General features: G+C 46.9%; 17 protein-coding genes and 1 rRNA gene. 15 read left to right on the top strand and 3 right to left on the bottom strand.

The features are described from left to right. Window positions 1–83 precede the first annotated feature (83 nt). Together BUA78_RS18025 and BUA78_RS18020 are read right to left on the bottom strand one after the other, a co-directional pair. Window positions 84–1499 carry a CCA tRNA nucleotidyltransferase gene (locus tag BUA78_RS18025; protein ID WP_072917340.1) on the bottom strand — a complete coding sequence of 472 codons (1416 nt, stop codon included), beginning with the start codon at window positions 1497–1499 and terminating at the stop codon, window positions 84–86. 15 nt (window positions 1500–1514) lie between these two features. Beyond that, window positions 1515–2018: a DUF1648 domain-containing protein gene (locus tag BUA78_RS18020; RefSeq protein ID WP_072917338.1), complete on the bottom strand. Its 504-nt coding sequence runs from the start codon at window positions 2016–2018 to the stop codon at window positions 1515–1517. Window positions 2019–2339: 321 nt separating this feature from the next. Here BUA78_RS18020 and BUA78_RS18015 point away from each other — a divergent pair, with 321 nt between their 5' ends. From BUA78_RS18015 to BUA78_RS17975, 9 genes are all read left to right on the top strand, one after another. Then, complete coding sequence (locus tag BUA78_RS18015) at window positions 2340–3371, top strand: Rossmann-like and DUF2520 domain-containing protein (RefSeq protein WP_072917335.1); 1032 nt, start codon at window positions 2340–2342, stop codon at window positions 3369–3371. Then, on the top strand, window positions 3259–4056 hold the full coding sequence (gene panB, locus BUA78_RS18010; protein WP_238456868.1) for a 3-methyl-2-oxobutanoate hydroxymethyltransferase: 798 nt from the start codon (window positions 3259–3261) through the stop codon (window positions 4054–4056). The genes BUA78_RS18015 and panB overlap by 113 nt, the downstream gene beginning before the upstream one ends. Window positions 4057–4065: 9 nt before the next feature. Continuing rightward, window positions 4066–4911, top strand: coding sequence for a pantoate--beta-alanine ligase (panC, locus tag BUA78_RS18005; RefSeq protein WP_072917332.1), 846 nt, complete (start codon window positions 4066–4068; stop codon window positions 4909–4911). Between the two features lie 4 nt (window positions 4912–4915). Further along, entirely contained in the window at window positions 4916–5299 is a 384-nt protein-coding gene (gene panD / locus BUA78_RS18000) for an aspartate 1-decarboxylase (RefSeq protein WP_072917331.1), read from the top strand. Between the two features lie 350 nt (window positions 5300–5649). Then, window positions 5650–6573, top strand: a complete 924-nt coding sequence (nadA, locus tag BUA78_RS17995) for a quinolinate synthase NadA (protein ID WP_072917329.1) — start codon at window positions 5650–5652, stop codon at window positions 6571–6573. A 25-nt stretch (window positions 6574–6598) separates the two neighbouring features. Further along, complete coding sequence (gene nadB, locus BUA78_RS17990) at window positions 6599–8182, top strand: L-aspartate oxidase (protein ID WP_072917328.1); 1584 nt, start codon at window positions 6599–6601, stop codon at window positions 8180–8182. A 16-nt stretch (window positions 8183–8198) separates the two neighbouring features. Further along, window positions 8199–9062, top strand: coding sequence for a carboxylating nicotinate-nucleotide diphosphorylase (gene nadC, locus BUA78_RS17985; protein ID WP_072917326.1), 864 nt, complete (start codon window positions 8199–8201; stop codon window positions 9060–9062). 125 nt (window positions 9063–9187) lie between these two features. Next, window positions 9188–10174, top strand: coding sequence for a biotin--[acetyl-CoA-carboxylase] ligase (locus BUA78_RS17980; protein WP_238456867.1), 987 nt, complete (start codon window positions 9188–9190; stop codon window positions 10172–10174). Between the two features lie 176 nt (window positions 10175–10350). Beyond that, window positions 10351–10923, top strand: a complete 573-nt coding sequence (locus tag BUA78_RS17975; protein ID WP_072917323.1) for a biotin transporter BioY — start codon at window positions 10351–10353, stop codon at window positions 10921–10923. A gap of 52 nt (window positions 10924–10975) precedes the next feature. Here the strand turns inward: BUA78_RS17975 and BUA78_RS17970 are convergent, their stop codons facing one another. Continuing rightward, a complete protein-coding gene (locus BUA78_RS17970) occupies window positions 10976–11629 on the bottom strand; it encodes a nitrite/sulfite reductase domain-containing protein (RefSeq protein ID WP_072917321.1) in 654 nt (217 codons plus the stop codon). A gap of 328 nt (window positions 11630–11957) precedes the next feature. Here BUA78_RS17970 and BUA78_RS17965 point away from each other — a divergent pair, with 328 nt between their 5' ends. From BUA78_RS17965 to BUA78_RS17940, 6 genes are all read left to right on the top strand, one after another. Then, a complete protein-coding gene (locus BUA78_RS17965) occupies window positions 11958–12758 on the top strand; it encodes a type III pantothenate kinase (RefSeq protein ID WP_072917319.1) in 801 nt (266 codons plus the stop codon). Further along, complete coding sequence (gene dusB / locus BUA78_RS17960; RefSeq protein ID WP_072917316.1) at window positions 12749–13708, top strand: tRNA dihydrouridine synthase DusB; 960 nt, start codon at window positions 12749–12751, stop codon at window positions 13706–13708. Before BUA78_RS17965 ends, dusB begins: the two co-directional genes overlap by 10 nt. 179 nt (window positions 13709–13887) lie before the next feature. After that, complete coding sequence (locus BUA78_RS17955) at window positions 13888–14958, top strand: shikimate dehydrogenase (RefSeq protein ID WP_072917314.1); 1071 nt, start codon at window positions 13888–13890, stop codon at window positions 14956–14958. Between the two features lie 195 nt (window positions 14959–15153). Next, complete coding sequence (gene greA / locus BUA78_RS17950; protein ID WP_072917311.1) at window positions 15154–15630, top strand: transcription elongation factor GreA; 477 nt, start codon at window positions 15154–15156, stop codon at window positions 15628–15630. Window positions 15631–15651: 21 nt separating this feature from the next. Then, window positions 15652–17181, top strand: coding sequence for a lysine--tRNA ligase (gene lysS / locus BUA78_RS17945; RefSeq protein WP_072917308.1), 1530 nt, complete (start codon window positions 15652–15654; stop codon window positions 17179–17181). Window positions 17182–17564: 383 nt separating this feature from the next. Further along, a 16S ribosomal RNA gene (locus tag BUA78_RS17940) occupies window positions 17565–17751 on the top strand; the annotation flags it as partial.

Below are 17751 nucleotides of genomic sequence, written 5' to 3'. Positions count from 1 at the left end.
CTGATAATGGGTGGTTGTTAGATGATGATATGTCCCTGCAGGCATGGATGTTAAAGAGGAAGTTATCTGGGGGTCATGGGTTGTTACGTTGTTACGTGCTCCTTTACCCATTCTTGGGCAGTTTGCAGGTCCTTAACGGTACCCGTGATTTGGGCTTCGGCTAATTTTTCCAGCACTTCTCCCACCAGCGGCCCTGCAAGAATACCCATTTTGATGAGGTCTGCACCGGAAAGGTATTTGGTGGGCTGCCAGTTACGGTAGCGTGCAAGATATTGTCTGATAAGATTGTGAATAAAGCTTCGGTAGGGAGTTAGCTCGCTTAGCCGTTCCCCGGCCGTCAGGGTAGCTGTTAGATCTGCCAGGGATAAAAGCAAGAGATCCAAAGACGCATATCCGAGAGTTCGGAATAAGCGATAGGTTGCCAGGTCAGAATGATCCCGGGCTGTGTAATGGTGCAGCGGTTGCATATGATAACGCACCAGGTGCAAAAGGTAATCCCGTTCTGGATTAGAAAGCTTCAGGATATCCGCCAGGGCGTGGGCATAGGGCAAGCCCGCCAGCGAATGCCCATGAAAAGAAATGCGTCCGCTGGGTTGGGTGACGGCTGTGTCCGGTTTCCCAACATCGTGGAGTAAAGAGGCTAGTTTTAGTACCTGCAGTCGGTTTTTATTACCACCACTCAGGGGTTGCCCTAAGGCGGCGAGCACCGCTTGCCCTTCTGCCAAAGCTAGGGGCAACTCCTGAAGAATCACCTCCAGGCAGCGGTAGGTGCGTAGGCAGTGGTGCCAGACATTTTCTGTATGATAATAGTTTTGCTGGGTTTCTTCCATACGTAGTCGCCCGGGAAGTAGTTGGTGCCATAACCGCAGGTCCCGATCCATCAGTTCTACCCAGGGGTAGGCACCGGAATTACCCAACAGCTTAGACAATTCTTGCCAAATACGCTCACCTGCTATGCTCGCTAGGCGACGGGTGCCCTGCCGTAACAAAACACCTGTTTCCGGTATGATCGTTAAATGATACTGGGCTGCTAGGCGAATCCCCCGCAACACCCGCAAGGGATCATCTAGCATGGCCCGGTGGTTTGTTGCCCGTAGCAGCCCGTAGTGGAGATCTTGGCGGCCACCGGTGGGATCAATTAGGTCTACCAATGCTTCCGGCTGGTCTGCTTGCAGGGGCAAGGCCATAGCGTTGATGGTGAAGTCTCGGGCCCACAGATCCTCCTCTAGGGTGGTACCCTTGAAAAGGCAGAAATCCAGGTGTAAGTTGTCCTTTAGAACTACTCTCAGGGTTTCGCGTTGCTCGTCTAACAACACAACCGTTGCCCTGTGCTGTTCGGCAACCCTTTGTGCCAGGACCGAAGCCCCGCTGGCTACGGTTAAATCCAAATCCGTTGGCATAATTCCCCTCAGGAGGTCCCTCAAGGAACCACCCACCAAGTAAACCTTATGATTTAAGTGTGCCGCATGGCTGGCGATTTCCCTAAGCAGAGTCCACATTAAATCACCCCAATATTATTTGCGGAGAATAAACAATTGATAAAGCATCCAACCGGCAATGCCTACAATTAGTATGGTAAAGAGCCAGACAAAGGATCCTAGCCCGGACCAAACACCTTTTACAATCTGAAAAGTGCCGAATTGAATATAAAAGAGCATGGTGCAGGTTACTAAATTGAGCCAGGACATACCGTTAACAATGGCTATGCGAATGCCTTCTACTTGCTCATCCGTTAACTTATCTCGATTAGGCAGATTAATCATGGGGCGGATATCCCGCCGGGTGGTAAAAAGATAAATTAAACCCGAAAGCAGGGCATACAAGGCAATTTGTAAAAGGGGTAAGCTAAAGATGCTGCTAAAGGATGTTTTTCCCCAACTATCCGGTGCTCCGCTGGCATTAAAATGGGTGGGGATTTGCTCGGGTAAAGTAGGGTAATGATGAATGGCCAGATAGAGAGTAATTAACACAAGAATGCCGGGTACAGCCAGCCGGTGTCGTATCGTTAGCTTGGGCATGCGAACCTTCCTTTACATTAAATTTACCCCATTATATCATTTGGCATTATTTTCTGTCTTGCCAGAGACTTATGAAAAATAAAACTATCGATATAATGGTTGTGAGGTGGGTCAAACAATGGTATTATTTGATACGGGTAGTATCCCAACGGGAACTGCACCTAGGTAGGTTGGCTTAAACAACAAAATAGGTAAATTCCGCTTGGAACCAGTTGGACCGAGACGGGGGGGTGTTGTGATGAAGAAACCTTTCGAGTACTCGGAGGTTTTTTGTGCTTTTTTAAGCTCTTAACTAATTTTTAGAAGAACGGGGAAGGATCGATGAACCATAAATCTTCCTTTGCAATTATAGGGGCAGGGAAAGTAGGGTGTGCTCTGGGAATTTTGCTAAAAGAGCAGGGTTACCAGCCGGTGGGAGTGGCCAGTCGCTCCTTTGTTTCGGCTCGTCGGTTGGCAGAGACGTTAGAAACCACGGCTTGCAAAGATGTGGCTGAGGCGGCAGAATTAGCTGATTTGGTATTTATTACGACCACGGACAGAGAGATTGAAGCGGTTGCCGGTTCGTTGGCACGCAAGGGTGTTTGTCGACAAGGGCAAATTATCATTCATACCAGTGGTGCCTTGGCCAGTGATATTATGGCCCCGGTACGTCAGCAGGGAGCCTCAGCTGTTTCTATGCATCCCCTGCAGTCCTTTGCCAGTGTGGAAAGTGCCAAGGAGAATTTGCCGGGTTCCTGTTTTGCCTTGGAAGGGGACGAGTGGGCTTTGCCGAAGGTCATTGGGGTAGTAGATGCTTTACAGGGGCGCTACTTTGTCATTAAGGCTGAAGACAAATCCCTCTACCACGCTGCAGCGGTGGTGGCCTCTAATTATTTAGTTTCTTTGGTTCACTTAAGTTCAACTATCTATCAAAAGCTTGGCTTAGACGAGGCACAGGCTATGGATGCGTTGTTTCCGCTAATCCAGGGCACATTAAACAATATTGCCAAATCCGGTCCCGCAGCGGCCCTAACAGGGCCCGTGGCCCGGGGAGATGGTACTACCCTGAAGGGTCATCTGAAAGCCCTCCAGAAGATGGACTGGCGGGTCAGTGAGGCTTATCGATCTTTGGGGTTGTATACAGTTGGTGTAGCCATGGAAAATGGCAGTATTACTACGAATGAAGGGGCATCCCTGAGTAAATTATTTTTGGAGGAAGGTAATTATGAACAAGCGGGTAACTACTGCCGATTTTCGGCGCATGAAACAGGAAGGACAGCCCATAGCCATGTTAACAGCTTACGATTATCCAATGGCTACACTGGTCGACGCTTCCGATATAGACGCTATCCTGGTGGGGGACTCCCTCGGTAATGTGGTGCTGGGGTATGAATCCACCGTTCCGGTAACCATGGATGATATCATTCACCACCTACGGGCGGTGACCCGTGGAACGAAAAGGGCAATGGTGGTTGGCGATATGCCCTTCCTTTCTTACCACATTTCCCGTGAGGAAAGTGTTCGTAATGCCGGCAGAATAATGCAGGAGGGATTAGCCCAGGCTGTCAAGCTGGAAGGTGGCAGCGAGGTGGCTGAGACGGTAAGGGCGATTACCAACGCTGGTATCCCGGTGATGGGGCACTTGGGTCTAACACCTCAATCAGTACACCAACTGGGAGGCTATAAAGTACAAGGTAAGGGAGGAGACGCCGCCCGGAAGCTACTGGAAGATGCCAAGAGCTTAGAAGAAGCGGGGGCGTTTGCCATTGTCTTAGAATGCATACCCCAACAGTTGGCCAAGCTAATCACGGAGAGCATCTCGATACCAACCATTGGTATTGGTGCAGGTGCCGACTGCGACGGACAAGTTCTGGTTATCCAGGATTTACTGGGGATGTATGCTGACTTTACACCCAAGTTTGTCAAAAAGTATGCCAACTTAAAGGAGCAGATTGTACAGGCCTGCCAGGATTACCGGGAAGAGGTTAAGGCGAGGTCCTTCCCAGGTCCGGAGCATACCTTTAACATGGCTGAAGAGGAATTAAAAAAACTGTATTAGGGGAGTGCCATGAGACTCTGTAAAACCATTGAAGATATTCGAAGCTATGTGAATGCTGTCCGTTCTGAAGGAAAAACGGTAGGACTGGTGCCCACCATGGGCTATTTGCATCGAGGACACCTGAGCCTGATGCATGAGGCCAAAGGCCGGTGTGATGTGGTTGTGGTGAGTATTTTTGTAAATCCTACTCAGTTTGGCCCCAATGAAGATTACCAAGCCTATCCCCGGGATTTAAAGAAGGATGCCGGCTTAGTGGCCGATGCCGGGGTTGATGTCATTTTTACGCCGGATGTGGCAGAGATGTATCCAACTGGTTTCAGTAGTTATGTGGAGGTAACCGGAGTCAGCGAATTCTTATGTGGAGCCTCCCGACCCGGGCATTTCCGCGGTGTTGCCACGGTGGTAAGCAAGCTCTTTCATATTGTACAGCCGGATATGGCCTTCTTTGGTCAGAAGGATTTTCAACAACTGCTGGTGATCAAAAGAATGGTGGCCGATCTAAACATGACGGTGCAAATTGCGGAAGTTCCCATTGTCCGGGAAGACGATGGATTGGCCATGAGTTCCCGCAATGTCTATCTTACACCGGAAGGAAGAAAAGCAGCCTTGGTGTTATCCCGTAGCCTGAAATTGGCCAGGGAGTTAGTAGCCCAAGGGGTCTTGGACATTCCCAGGTTACGCGAGGCCGTTGTCCGAGAAATTAACGGGGAATCACTAGCCAACATTGATTATGTGGAAATTCGGTCAATTCCTGATTTGCTCCCCCTGGATAAGCTTCAAGGGCAAGCACTTTTAGCCCTGGCGGTGCGATTTGGTAAAAGCCGTCTGATTGATAATACCGTTTTGGAGGCATAATGACGTGTTGTTATTTATGTTTAAATCAAAGATACACAGAGCCACCGTCACCGAGGCTAATTTAAATTATATGGGCAGTATTACCATCGATAAAGCACTAATGGATGCTGCGGGTATTTTACCCAATGAAAAGGTGCAGGTGGTCAACAATAATAATGGTGCCCGCCTAGAAACCTATGTCATCGAAGGGGAACCCGGTTCCGGTGTAATCTGCCTGAACGGGGCAGCGGCACGCCAGGCACAGCCTGGGGATTCCGTCATTATTATTGCTTACACCATGTTGGAAGAGCGGGAAGCTAGGAACTTTAAACCTAAGGTTGTTATGGTGGACGAACAAAATAAAATCGTCCAGGTGATGAATAAGGAGTGCCATGGGGTTTGCGGTTAGCCCTGTATATTGACAATTTTTATTAGGGTGGATAGAATTGCTACAAGAGTGAAACTATTCCAATAATGTCTGGCAGAGCAGAAGGTTTGATGCTTTCTGCTCTGCCTAAGGGCAAACTTGTTTCCACCTGCCTGGTGCCATTTAGGTTATGCCCTAAAGGACGTCTTAAAGACTTGGCGGAAGCCAAGTTTTTCTAGCACTTTCAGTCAGTATAAAATTTTATTGACGAAGAAACTAAGGCCGCTGCCCGTCAAGGATTGACGTACCCTATAGGGCATAACTATGGGGTATAAGTCACAGGCAGGCCAAGCCAAGTTTTTCTAACTTGTTTCTGACAAGGAGTGGATTCTATGACCGTAGAGGAAAAAATCAGCCAGCTTACAGACGAAGTTAAAAGGCTGAAGACCGAACGTAATGCCCTTATTTTAGCCCATGTTTATCAACGGCCGGAGGTACAGGAGGTAGCCGATATTATTGGGGACTCCCTAGAATTATCCCGCAGGGCTGCTGCCACCGACGCGGAGGTTATTGTGTTTTGCGGCGTTCATTTTATGGCTGAGAGTGCAGCCATCTTATCCCCGGACAAGATTGTTTTGCTGCCGGAAGAAAATGCTGGTTGTCCGATGGCTGATATGGTCACCGCGGAGGAACTGCGAGCTAAGAAACGGGAAATACCGAATGCAGTGGTGGTTGCCTATGTCAACACCTCAGCAGAAGTAAAGGCAGAATGTGATATCTGCTGTACCTCAGCCAATGCGGTAAAAATTGTTCAATCCATTCCTGAGGACAAGCCGATTATCTTTATTCCCGATAAAAATTTAGGTTCTTATGTAGCTAACAAAACCGGTCGGGCTATGACCCTTTGGGAAGGTTGGTGCAATACCCATGACTGGGTTACTCCCGAAGAGGTACGAAAGGCTAAAGAGGAGCATCCGAATGCTTTGGTTCTAATCCACCCCGAATGTCGTCCGGAGGTAGTGGCTCTGGCAGATTACGTTTCCAGTACCACCGGGCTGATTAAATATGCCAAAGAAAGTGATGCTAAGGAATTTATTGTGGGTACGGAAGCCGGTATTATGCATCAGTTATACAAACAGTGTCCCGACAAAGATTTTTATCTGGCTACCCGCAGGTTGGTTTGTCCCAATATGAAAGCCACCACCCTGGAGAAGGTAAAACAAGCATTAGAAACCATGCAGCCGCAGATTACGGTGTCTCCGGATATCCGTCAAAAAGCTTTGGTCAGCTTGGAAAAAATGCTGGCAGTAAAGTAGTGTGAGAGAAGGGAGTCTGGTTTCTTTGCAAAACCGCTACCTGGTGAACTTTGATTCCAGGGAATTACCCCAATATGAAGCTGAGTATTTAATCATCGGCGGGGGAATTGCCGGACTTTTTACAGCCTGGGCTGCGGCCAAGGCTGGGGCACAAGTAACCTTGTTAACCAAACGTACCGTTGTTGAGAGCAACACCGATCGAGCCCAGGGAGGCATCGCTGCAGCTTTGGGTGTGCAGGATTCCCCCGAATTACATATGCAGGACACATTAATCGCCGGGGCTGGACTTTGTGACGAAGATGCTGTACGGATTTTAGTCAATGAAGGACCCGAAAGAGTTAAAGAACTGATTGAGATGGGTGCTTCCTTTGATCGTAGCGGTGAGGATCTTTGTTTCACCAGAGAGGGTTGCCACAGCCAGCATCGTATTCTGCACGCTCAGGGTGATGCCACTGGGGCTGAGATACTGCGGGCACTAAGCCAAAATGTATCGGCTTTGGCCAATGTGGAAATTTTAGAGAATCAATATGTGGTTGATTTGTTGGTGAAAAATAATATTTGCTATGGCGTGTTGGCCCTCGATCAAATAACCGGCCAATGTAGTATTTTTCGGGGCCGTGTAGTGGTTTTAGCCACCGGAGGTTCTGGCAGACTTTATAACTATACCACCAACCCCGAAGTAGCCACGGCCGACGGCATTGCTTTGGCTTACCGAGCCGGTGCCGCAGTGATGGATATGGAATTTATTCAATTCCACCCCACTTCTCTGGTGCTTCCCGAGGCACCCCGCTTTTTAATTTCTGAAGCTGTGCGGGGAGAGGGGGCGATACTTCGCAATTCTCGTGGGGAAAGGTTTATGCCCCAATATCATGGCATGGCTGAGCTGGCACCTCGGGATATTGTTTCCCGGGCAATTTTAAGTGAAATGGCGAAAACCGGATCGGATTCGGTTAGTTTAGATTTAACTCACTTAGATCCGGAAAAAATAAAAGAACGTTTCCCCACCATCACCCTAACCTGTGCTAAGTATGGTGTAGATATTACAAAGGAGCTCATTCCAGTGGCACCGGCAGCCCACTATATGATGGGTGGTGTAAAGACTGACCTTTGGGGAGAAACCAGCATAGCGCGGTTGTTCTCCTGTGGTGAAGCCAGTTGTATGGCCGTTCACGGAGCCAATCGGCTAGCCAGCAATTCCCTGCTGGATGGATTGGTTTGGGGTGGTCGTATTGTTCAAGCTGCTTCCCGAGTGATAGAGGACCGTAACACGGGACGACCGGATTTTGCCAATCCTGGACTGTTGCCTACCCCGGATATTAATTTCCGGGAATTACGCAAAAAATTACAGCATATTATGGGCGATAAAGTAGGGCCCCTGCGCACCGCCCAGCGGTTAGCGGAGGCACTGGCTTTCTTTGATCGATGGTCTTATTTAAGCGCCTACGAGGTAAAGGATACCTATCAGATGGAAGTTCGCAACATGCTGGAGGTGGGTGGTCTGATTACAGAGGCATCCATGATGCGTACAGAAAGCAGAGGAGGACATTTCCGGTTGGATTACCCGGAAACAGCAGAACGTTGGCAAAAACACATTTTACTGAAACGGTAAAAAACGGAGGGGTCTCATGGAACTAAACATGATAGAGCTTAGGCGGATCATTGAGCATTCTTTGACGGAGGATATCGGCACGGGAGATATTACCACCAATAGTATTGTGTCCCCGGATTCTGTGACCCGTGGAATTATTTTCGCTAAGGAGCCAGGTGTTGTAGCCGGTATTCCGGTGGCAGAAGCAGTATTCCGTTTCCTCTCCCCGGGGATAAAATTTACGGCCAAGGTTAAGGATGGCGATAGTTTACAGCTAGGTGCTGTGATTGCTGAGGTGGAGGGTGATGCCAGAGCCATTCTGACCGGTGAACGTTTGGCCCTTAATTTTCTGCAGCGGATGAGTGGCATTGCTACCCGCACAGCGGCATTGGTGGAAAAGATCAAGCTTTACGCCGTTCGTTTGGTGGACACCAGAAAAACCACACCTGGTTTAAGGATGCTGGAGAAATACGCTGTACGGGTGGGAGGTGGTTTTAATCACCGCTATGGCCTTTACGATGCGGTTCTCATCAAAGATAATCATATTAAAGTGGCCGGTGGCATTACCCAGGCCATATTAGCAGCTAGGCATAATGTAGCACATACCATAAAAATTGAAGTGGAAGTGGAAAGTTTAGCAGGGGTAACGGAAGCACTGGAAGCCAGGGCGGATGTCATTATGCTAGACAATATGGACCCAGCTACGATGAAGGAAGCAGTGAAAATGGTGGATGGCCGGGCACTGGTGGAAGCCTCGGGTGGTATTCTTGAGGATACTATTGTAAATGTTGCCAAGACAGGGGTCAACCTTATTTCTGTGGGCTCCCTTACTCACACCATTAAATCGTTAGATATCAGCTTGGATATTGGTGAGATAAAACCTCGCTCCACTCAACCATAACCAAGCGACCTGTAAAAGATCAGCGCCTAGAGCAGGGCGCTTTTTGTTTGCACATTGTTAACCAACAATGTGTTTAAGGTTGACAAAAGAGGTAATAATACCTTAAAATGCTAAAGGGTGATAAAGTGACCTTGCTAGCCAAACAAAAAATTTTAGATTTACTAAAAGCGGAACAAGAGTATGTTTCTGGTGAGTACATATGTCAACAACTCCAAGTGTCTCGGACGGCTGTCTGGAAAATTATAGAGATCCTACGCAAGGATGGCTATGAAATTGAAGCCAGATCCAGGACTGGATATCGGTTAGTAAGTACACCGGATGTTTTAGACCCTGCTGTTTGGCTGACCGATCTTCGTGTCAGTTGTATTGGCCGTAACAGCAGCTACCATAAGGTCCTAGGGTCTACCAACGAGAAGGCTAAAGAACTGGCTCGACAAAGAGTTCCTGAAGGAACGGTTATTATTACCGAGGAACAAACCCAGGGTAAGGGGCGACTGGGCCGGGCATGGCAGTGTCCGCCAAAGGCCGGTCTTTGCTTTTCGGTGATTCTGTATCCCACCGTTAACCCCATGGAAGTAGCACAATGTACCATGCTGGCGGCTGTGGCGGTGGTGAGAGCACTGCACAATACACTGGGAATACAAGCCCAAGTAAAATGGCCCAATGATGTTTATATCAACGACTGTAAGGTCTGCGGCATATTAGCCGAGATGACTGCAGAGGCGGACCGGGTAAAATATTTGGTGTTGGGAATCGGCATCAATATCAATCAGTCCCAGGCGGATTTTGCAGCCGCTATTTCCACGGCAACCTCCTTATCCATTCAACGAGGCCATCAGGTGAGCCGGGTCCAAGTGCTTAAGGCAGTATTAGAGGAACTGGATGCCCTTTATCTTCAATGGCAGCAACAGGGGTTTGCTCCCTTGAAGGATATGTGGAGGCAAACTGCCCTCTGGTTTGGTGAGCCAGTGTTAGTGAGTGGTCTTCAGAGAACTTGGGAGGGTATTTTGGAAGACATTGATGATAGCGGCGCTCTAATTCTCAGGCTACCCGAAGGTGGCAGAAAAACCTTTTACTCTGGTGAAGTATCTCTTCGACTTAGAAAAACTTAGCTTATTTAGCTGCCTGTAACCTTTAGGTTGTGACCTAATAGACTATGACCTTGATGCCCCAATAAGGATGGGTTAGCAACGGACAGGATTTTTCAGTGGTTGGTTGCCGACCCATGTTTTATAGCCTATTTGTCAACCTGGCACCATACTATGGTTAACGAAAGAGAGGAGTCAAATTGAAAGTAACAACTAGAGATATTACGTTAGCTGGCCTAATGGCAGCTATGACTGTGGTGGTTGTAGTAATTACCCGAATTCCCTTTGTCAGTGCAGTGGTACCCTTCAGTTTGCAACCTTTGATGGCCCTATTGGCCGGAGCTTTGCTTGGCCCCAAGGTGGGTTTTTTGAGTATGGTGGTTTATATTTTGTTAGGACTGGTAGGTTTACCGGTTTTTGCTACAGAACCCTTTGGCGGCTTGTCGTACATCTTGAAACCATCCTTTGGTTTCCTCCTGGCTCAATTACCAGCGGCCTATGTAACAGGTAAAATTTTGCAGGGTAAGATGCCTCATAAAATCACCTGTTACCTGTTGGCCTCTCTGGCAGGTATGGCTGTGATCTATGGCGTTGGCTTACCTTACCTCTATGTCATTTTAAATGTTTATGTAGGCAAGGCAATATCGGTGGCCGGGGTTATTAAAACCTTCTTTTTGCCTTTCGCTTTGTGGGATTTGTTTAAGGTTATAATAGTTGCCAGCCTGGCCCGGGCCATACACCAACGGCTACCTCAAACAACGAAAGGAATGTAGACCAAAAGGGGGTGGTGCAAAAAAATTTGCGCCACCCCCTTGGTTATAGTATCTAAACAATCGCTTGCTTAATTTCTTCGATGCCCAGACGCTCCACAAACTTGAACATTCTTTCGCCATTCTTGGCGTTTTCTTTATAATAGTTAATCAAGCGACCAGCCAGTGTAACCACTTCATCATGACTCAAATCTTCAGCCAATATTTTACCAATATGAGGTACAGCACCGGCATTACCACCAAGTAAAACTGTAAATCCATTGGGCTTGCCAAAGGCGCCGAAGTCCCGGGTCCAGGCTTCACAGCAGTTGAGAGGGCAGCCGGAGATACCCATTTTGAATTTATTAGGTAGGGCAATACCACTAAAATTTTCATCTAAACTGGTGGCTAGTCCCAAGGAGTCTTGTTTACCGTATTTGCATAGGCTATTACCGGGACAGGCTTGGACACTCCTTACACACATACCGGTGGCTGGGGCAGGCTCCATATTTAGCTCTTGCCAAACCTTGTCCACATCTTCTTCTTTTAGGCCTACCAGGGCAAGGCGTTGGGAAGCAGTTATTTTTACAATAGGGATCTGATATTTATCCACCACATCAGCCAGCTTACGTAAAATTTCACCGTTTAAAAGTCCGGCAACTCCAGTCTTAGGAATAATGGCATAGGTATTGTCACGCTGTAAAATAGCACCCTTAGGTGTAGTCGTCATGTTGCTAACCCCTTTCTGAATCTTACTAGCAATAAAGTATACTTAAATAGTATACTATAATAGAGTTAAGGTTGGCAACCCATTCCGGGTTGAAATTCAATGAGTGCTTACGCGCCTACATTATGCATAGCGCACCGAGAGCATTTTGTCAAACATCTTTAGGGTTACCTACACAGGAGGGGGGCCTAAGGGTGTTTGATAAAAGTCTTAATTGAGGGATAATTCAAATGGGTACAATAGGATTGTTGACACAAATCTTGTGCTTGAGAGTATTTTTTTGGTAGAATTGCTGTTGAGTTAATGAATTTTCAGGAAGGCAGGGAACTATTTGATACTGGCAATCGATATAGGCAATACCAATATTGTTTTTGGTGTTTTTGAAGATAAAAAGTTATTGGCTAATTGGCGGTTATCCACAGATCGTAACCGTACGCCGGATGAATATGGTGTTGTCTTGAAAGAACTGTTTAGCCTTTCGAATATAAACATGCAGGCCATTGAGGGAGTGATGATGTCTTCTGTAGTGCCACCAGTTAATGCATTGCTGGAATCTATGGTAAAAAGATATTTCAAGTTAAATCCCTTAATCGTGGGTCCTGGAATTAAAACTGGGATTTCCATTAAGACGGATAATCCCAGAGAAGTGGGAGCCGACCGTATTGTCAATGCGGTGGCCGCTTATTACCTCTATGGTGGTCCTCTGATTATTGTGGACTTTGGCACGGCCACCACTTTTTGTTGTGTTACAGCCAAGGGCGAATATCTGGGCGGTGCCATTGCCCCTGGCATAGGCATTTCTACCGAGGCATTGTTTGCCCGGGCGGCCAAGCTGCCACGGGTAGAGCTGATAAAACCCCCGTCAGTGATTGGGAAAAACACGATTAATGCTATGCAATCAGGCATTATCTATGGTTTTGCCGGCCAGGTAGAAATGCTGGTTAAGAAAATCAAACAGGAAATGGGAGCTAATGCGCAGGTGATTGCTACCGGTGGACTGGCGGAGACGATTGCCCGGGAAACAAGTGTGATTGATAAAATTGTACCGTCCCTTACGCTCACCGGTTTACAGATCATTTACGAACGGAACCAGGGACAAACGTCAGCGGGGGGCCAACATCCATGCAAATAGGTCCGATTAAGCTTGATAACCCGGTGATAGCGGCTCCTATGGCGGGGGTTACGGACAGGGCCTTTCGCATTATTGCCAGGGAGCAAGGCTGTGGCCTAGCTGTCACAGAAATGGTCAGTGACCTTGCTTTGCTCTATGCCAATCCGAGAACGTATCGGATGCTAGATTTTCGGGAGGAAAAATATCCTCTTAGTGTACAGATATTTGGCTCTAATCCCGATGCCATGGGCAAGGCTGCAGCCATTGTGGTAGAGCGGGGAGCCCATCTGGTAGATATTAATATGGGTTGCCCGACTCCTAAGATCGTAAAAAACGGTGAGGGAAGTGCCCTCATGAAGAACCCGGAGCTGGCTGGCAAAATTGTTGAGTCGGTGGTAAAGGCCATCCCCGGGATACCGGTTACGGTTAAATTTCGTAAGGGTTGGGATGAGGACTCGGTCAATGCTGTAGAATTTGCCCGCATTGTAGAGGCAGCCGGAGCTTCGGCAGTGTCGGTGCACGGACGTACTCGTAACCAGTTTTATAGTGGCAAGGCGGATTGGAAGATTATCGAGCAGGTCAAAGCAGCCGTTGCCGTTCCGGTGATTGGCAATGGTGATGTTTGGACACCCCAGGATGCGGTAAGATTACTGGAGTCTACTGGCTGTGATGGCATCATGGTAGGTCGGGGAGCCATGGGCAACCCCTGGCTTTTCCGCCAGATTGTTCACTTCTTACAATGCCGAGAGGAGTTAGCTCCTCCCACAGCCCGAGAAAGAATTGATACCGCTATTCGGCACTTAGAGCTAATGGTGGAATCCAAGGGTGAGCATGTCGCTGTGTTCGAGATGAGGAAGCACGCTGCCTGGTATACGAAAGGAATCCGGGGTGCTGCTCGCATCCGGGAGATTATCAACCAAGCAAGAACTCAGCAGGAAATTGTGGATATATTAAATAGCCTGCTGCACTAGAACGGCCTTAGGACCGTTTGGAAAATAATTGGGCTGCCTTACGAATCGATAGTTTTTAACATATAAGTCCTGCTTTTCAGCAGGGCTTATATTTTTCCCCATAAAACAATAATGAATAACTAGCTGCAAGCATATGATGGTAAAGAAATAGCCAATAATAGGGAACGGGGGCAGCGATTATGAATCCTTTTGCCTTTATCATCCATCCTTTAGATTGCAGTGATGTGGCCAGGAAATTCCCCTTTACAAAATATATGCCGGACACCTTACTGGAACAAACCCTAAGATTGCTCCCCCCGATTAAAATTTCTCCGATCACGGGAATTCGTTCGTCTATAGCAGAAACCGAAGGAAACTTTATCTCCTGTCTGCTAACAACCAAGCAAATGGCGACTCTCCCGAGTTCTTTTGTTCTTAATAAAATTATTCAAGCGGGACGGCTGGCAGAAAAATTAGGTGCCAAGGTGATTGGGTTGGGAGCTTTTACGAAGGTAGTTGGCGATGCAGGGATAACCGTGGCAAAGCATTTAAAAGTGCCAGTGACAACAGGTAACAGCTACACAGTGGCCATGGCACTGGAAGGGGCCAAAAAAGCGGCCCAACTCATGGGGCATGACCTCAAAAAGATACGAGTTACCGTGGTAGGAGCTACCGGAGCCATAGGCAGTGTATGCGCTTTGTTCCTGGCTAGAGATGTGAAAAATCTTACTTTGGTGGGGCGTAACGAAGCTAAGTTACACTTGCTGGCAGACCGTATTCTTTATGAGACAGGGCTAGCCGCAGAGGTGACAGCCAATCCTAAGTTGGCCCTCAAGAGATCTGACTTAGTGGTGACAGTAACCAGTTCTCTGGACACCGTTATCCAACCGGAGGATTTAAAATCAGGGGCGGTGGTTTGTGACGTGGCGAGACCCCGGGATGTTTCCCGGCGAGTCATAGAGGAACGCAAAGATGTATTGGTCATCGAAGGTGGCGTCGTGGAAATACCAGGTGATGTTAACTTTCATTTTAATTTCGGTTTTCCACCCAAAACCGCCTATGCCTGTATGGCAGAGACTATGATTTTAGCATTGGAAGGGCGCCTGGAAAGCTACACCTTGGGGCGAGAGTTAACAATAAAGCAAGTAGAGGAAATTTTCCGGTTGGGTAACAAACACGGTTTTAAGCTGGCAGGCTTCCGTAGCTTTGAAAAACCCATCTCAGAAGAGCAAATAAATTTGATTAAGCAGCGGATAATCAAGGTGTCATAGGAACACAATAGGTAATGCCAAAACCCCGCTTGACAAATGATGAAAGGTGTTTTTATAATGTACAGGAACAATCACCCTGAATAGGGAAGCACTGCATTTGGTAGCCACCTTTGCAGTGCTTTAAATGTAGTTAGACGGTTTGTTATTAAAAACTAGAACAAGAAAATTTTAGATGTAGAGATAAGGAGAAGTTGCATGAAAGAAAAAGATGTTATGCTTACTGTCACTGGTTTAAAACAGTTGGAGGATGAGTTAGAATTACTAAAGACAGTAAAAAGACGTCAGGTGGCGGAGAGAATTAAGCAAGCTATTGAGTTCGGTGATATTAGCGAAAACTCAGAATACGAAGACGCCAAAAATGAACAGGCCTTTATTGAGGGTAGAATACTGACCCTGGAAAAGATGCTGCGCAATGCCAAAATTATTGATGATGAAAACCTAGACAGTGATATTGTATCATTGGGTTCAAAAATTATTTTAAAGGACTTGGAATTTGGAGATGAGCTTGAATATTCCCTGGTTGGCTCCGTAGAAGCAGACCCGGATGCAAATAAAATTTCCAATGAATCCCCGGTAGGAAAGGCCGTATTGGGTCAGAAAAAAGGCAGTGTTGTTGAAGTAAACGTGCCTGCCGGTGTGCTAAAATACGAAATTTTAGATATTCTTAAGTAGACGTTTGGAGGTTTTTGCATAATGAGTGATCAAAATCAAAAAAACCCTGTGCAGCCGGCTTTCCCAGAAGTGGAAGCCGGCCAAACCAGTGTTGAGGACCTTAATGAATTGATGAAAGTCCGTCGCGAGAAGTTGCAAGAGCTTTTGGATCAGGGAGTAGAACCCTATGGGGAAAAGTTTGAACGCTCTTGCTACACCTCGGAAATTATAGAAAATTTCGAGACTATGGATGGAACGAATGTAGTGATCGCCGGTCGAATTATGGCGAAACGGGTTATGGGCAAAGCTAGTTTTGCTAATTTGCAGGATACCTGGGGCAACATTCAAATCTATGCCAGATTAGATGATCTGGGAGCGGAAGAATATGCCCGGTTTGAAAAGTTGGACATTGGCGATATCATTGGATGCTCCGGTAAAGTCTTTAGGACCCGCAAAGGTGAAATAACCATACATCTGGATCAATATCAAGTTATGTCCAAATCTCTCCGACCACTGCCGGAAAAATGGCATGGTCTAAAAGATGTTGATTTACGCTACCGCCAAAGATATGTGGATTTAATCGTTAACCCGGAAGTTAGACAAACCTTTATTACCAGAAGTAAAATTGTTAGAGCCATTCGCAACTATCTAGATAACAGGGGCTTCTTAGAAGTGGAAACTCCCATGATGCACCCCATTGCCGGGGGAGCCAGTGCACGTCCCTTCATTACTCACCACAATACACTGGATATGAAGCTTTACATGCGTATTGCCCCGGAACTTTACTTAAAGAGACTCTTAGTGGGTGGTTTTGATAAAGTTTATGAGGTCAACCGCAATTTCCGTAATGAAGGTATTTCCACCAGACATAATCCCGAATTCACTATGATCGAGTTATATCAGGCCTACGGTGACTTTGTTACCATGATGGACCTCACCGAAGATCTTATCGCTCAGGTAGCTCAAGAAGTGCTGGGAACTACCACTGTGGAGTATGAAGGGGTAGAAATAAGCCTGGCCAAGCCCTGGCGCCGTGCTCCGATGTTAGAAATTGTGAAAGAGTATTCTGGATTGGACTTTACAAAGCTTAGGGATGCCAAAGAAGCCTATGAGGCAGCCAAGGGACTTGGACTGGAAATTGAAAAGGGTGCCTCCTGGGGGGATATCTTAAATCTTGTATTTGAAGAAAAAGTTGAGGACAAGCTTATTCAACCCACCTTTATCATTGACTATCCCGTTGACATTTCACCCTTGGCAAAACGTCAGAAGGAAAACCCGGAACTTACTTATCGCTTTGAATTATTTATTTATGGCAGAGAAATGGCGAATGCCTTCTCTGAATTAAATGACCCTATTGACCAAAAGGGCAGATTCATGGCTCAGGTTGAAAAGCGCAAAGCCGGTGATGAAGAGGCACAAATGTATGATGAAGATTATGTTCAAGCTCTGGAATACGGTATGCCTCCAGCCGGTGGCTTAGGGATCGGTATTGATCGTTTGGTGATGTTGCTGACCAATTCATCTTCAATTAGAGATGTAATCTTGTTCCCGTTGATGAGACCTAGGGATTAATTATAATTTCATTAAAAAATTCTTTGACATTGACCGCCGATAGTGATAAGATAACACTTGTCGCTACGGCGGTGGTTTGCTTGTACTTTAGTCAATAGAATGTTGTGTTTTTTGAAAGTAAAACAAAAGCAAATAAATCTTGACACATTTTTTACAATGTGATAACATTTCAAATCGAGGACACTAAAAACCTCGAAAAAATGGTCTTTGAAAACTAAACAGAAGATGATGGATGCATAAGGTCAAGTCAAAAGTCAGCGAGAGCTGAAACTAAGACGACCACAATGAATCCTCGTCAAGCGTTATATAAAAAAACGCTAGCGAGTAATTCCTAAAAAGAAGTAAACTAAGAGCTAATCAACTCTTAAAATATTGCAAGATATTTTATGGAGAGTTTGATCCTGGCTCAGGACGAACGCTGGCGGCGTGCTTAACACATGCAAGTCGAACGGGGTTTAAGTGGAAGCTTGCGAAACTTAAACTTAGTGGCGCACGGGTGAGTAACGCGTGGATAACCTGCCTGATAGACTGGGATAACAGCTGGAAACGGCTGCTAATACCGGATACGCT

It is taken from the genome of Desulforamulus aeronauticus DSM 10349 (genome assembly GCF_900142375.1).
Taxonomy (GTDB): domain Bacteria; phylum Bacillota; class Desulfotomaculia; order Desulfotomaculales; family Desulfotomaculaceae; genus Desulfotomaculum; species Desulfotomaculum aeronauticum.
Note: the sequence above shows the minus strand (reverse complement) of the source record. Positions and strands in the feature narration are given on the sequence as shown.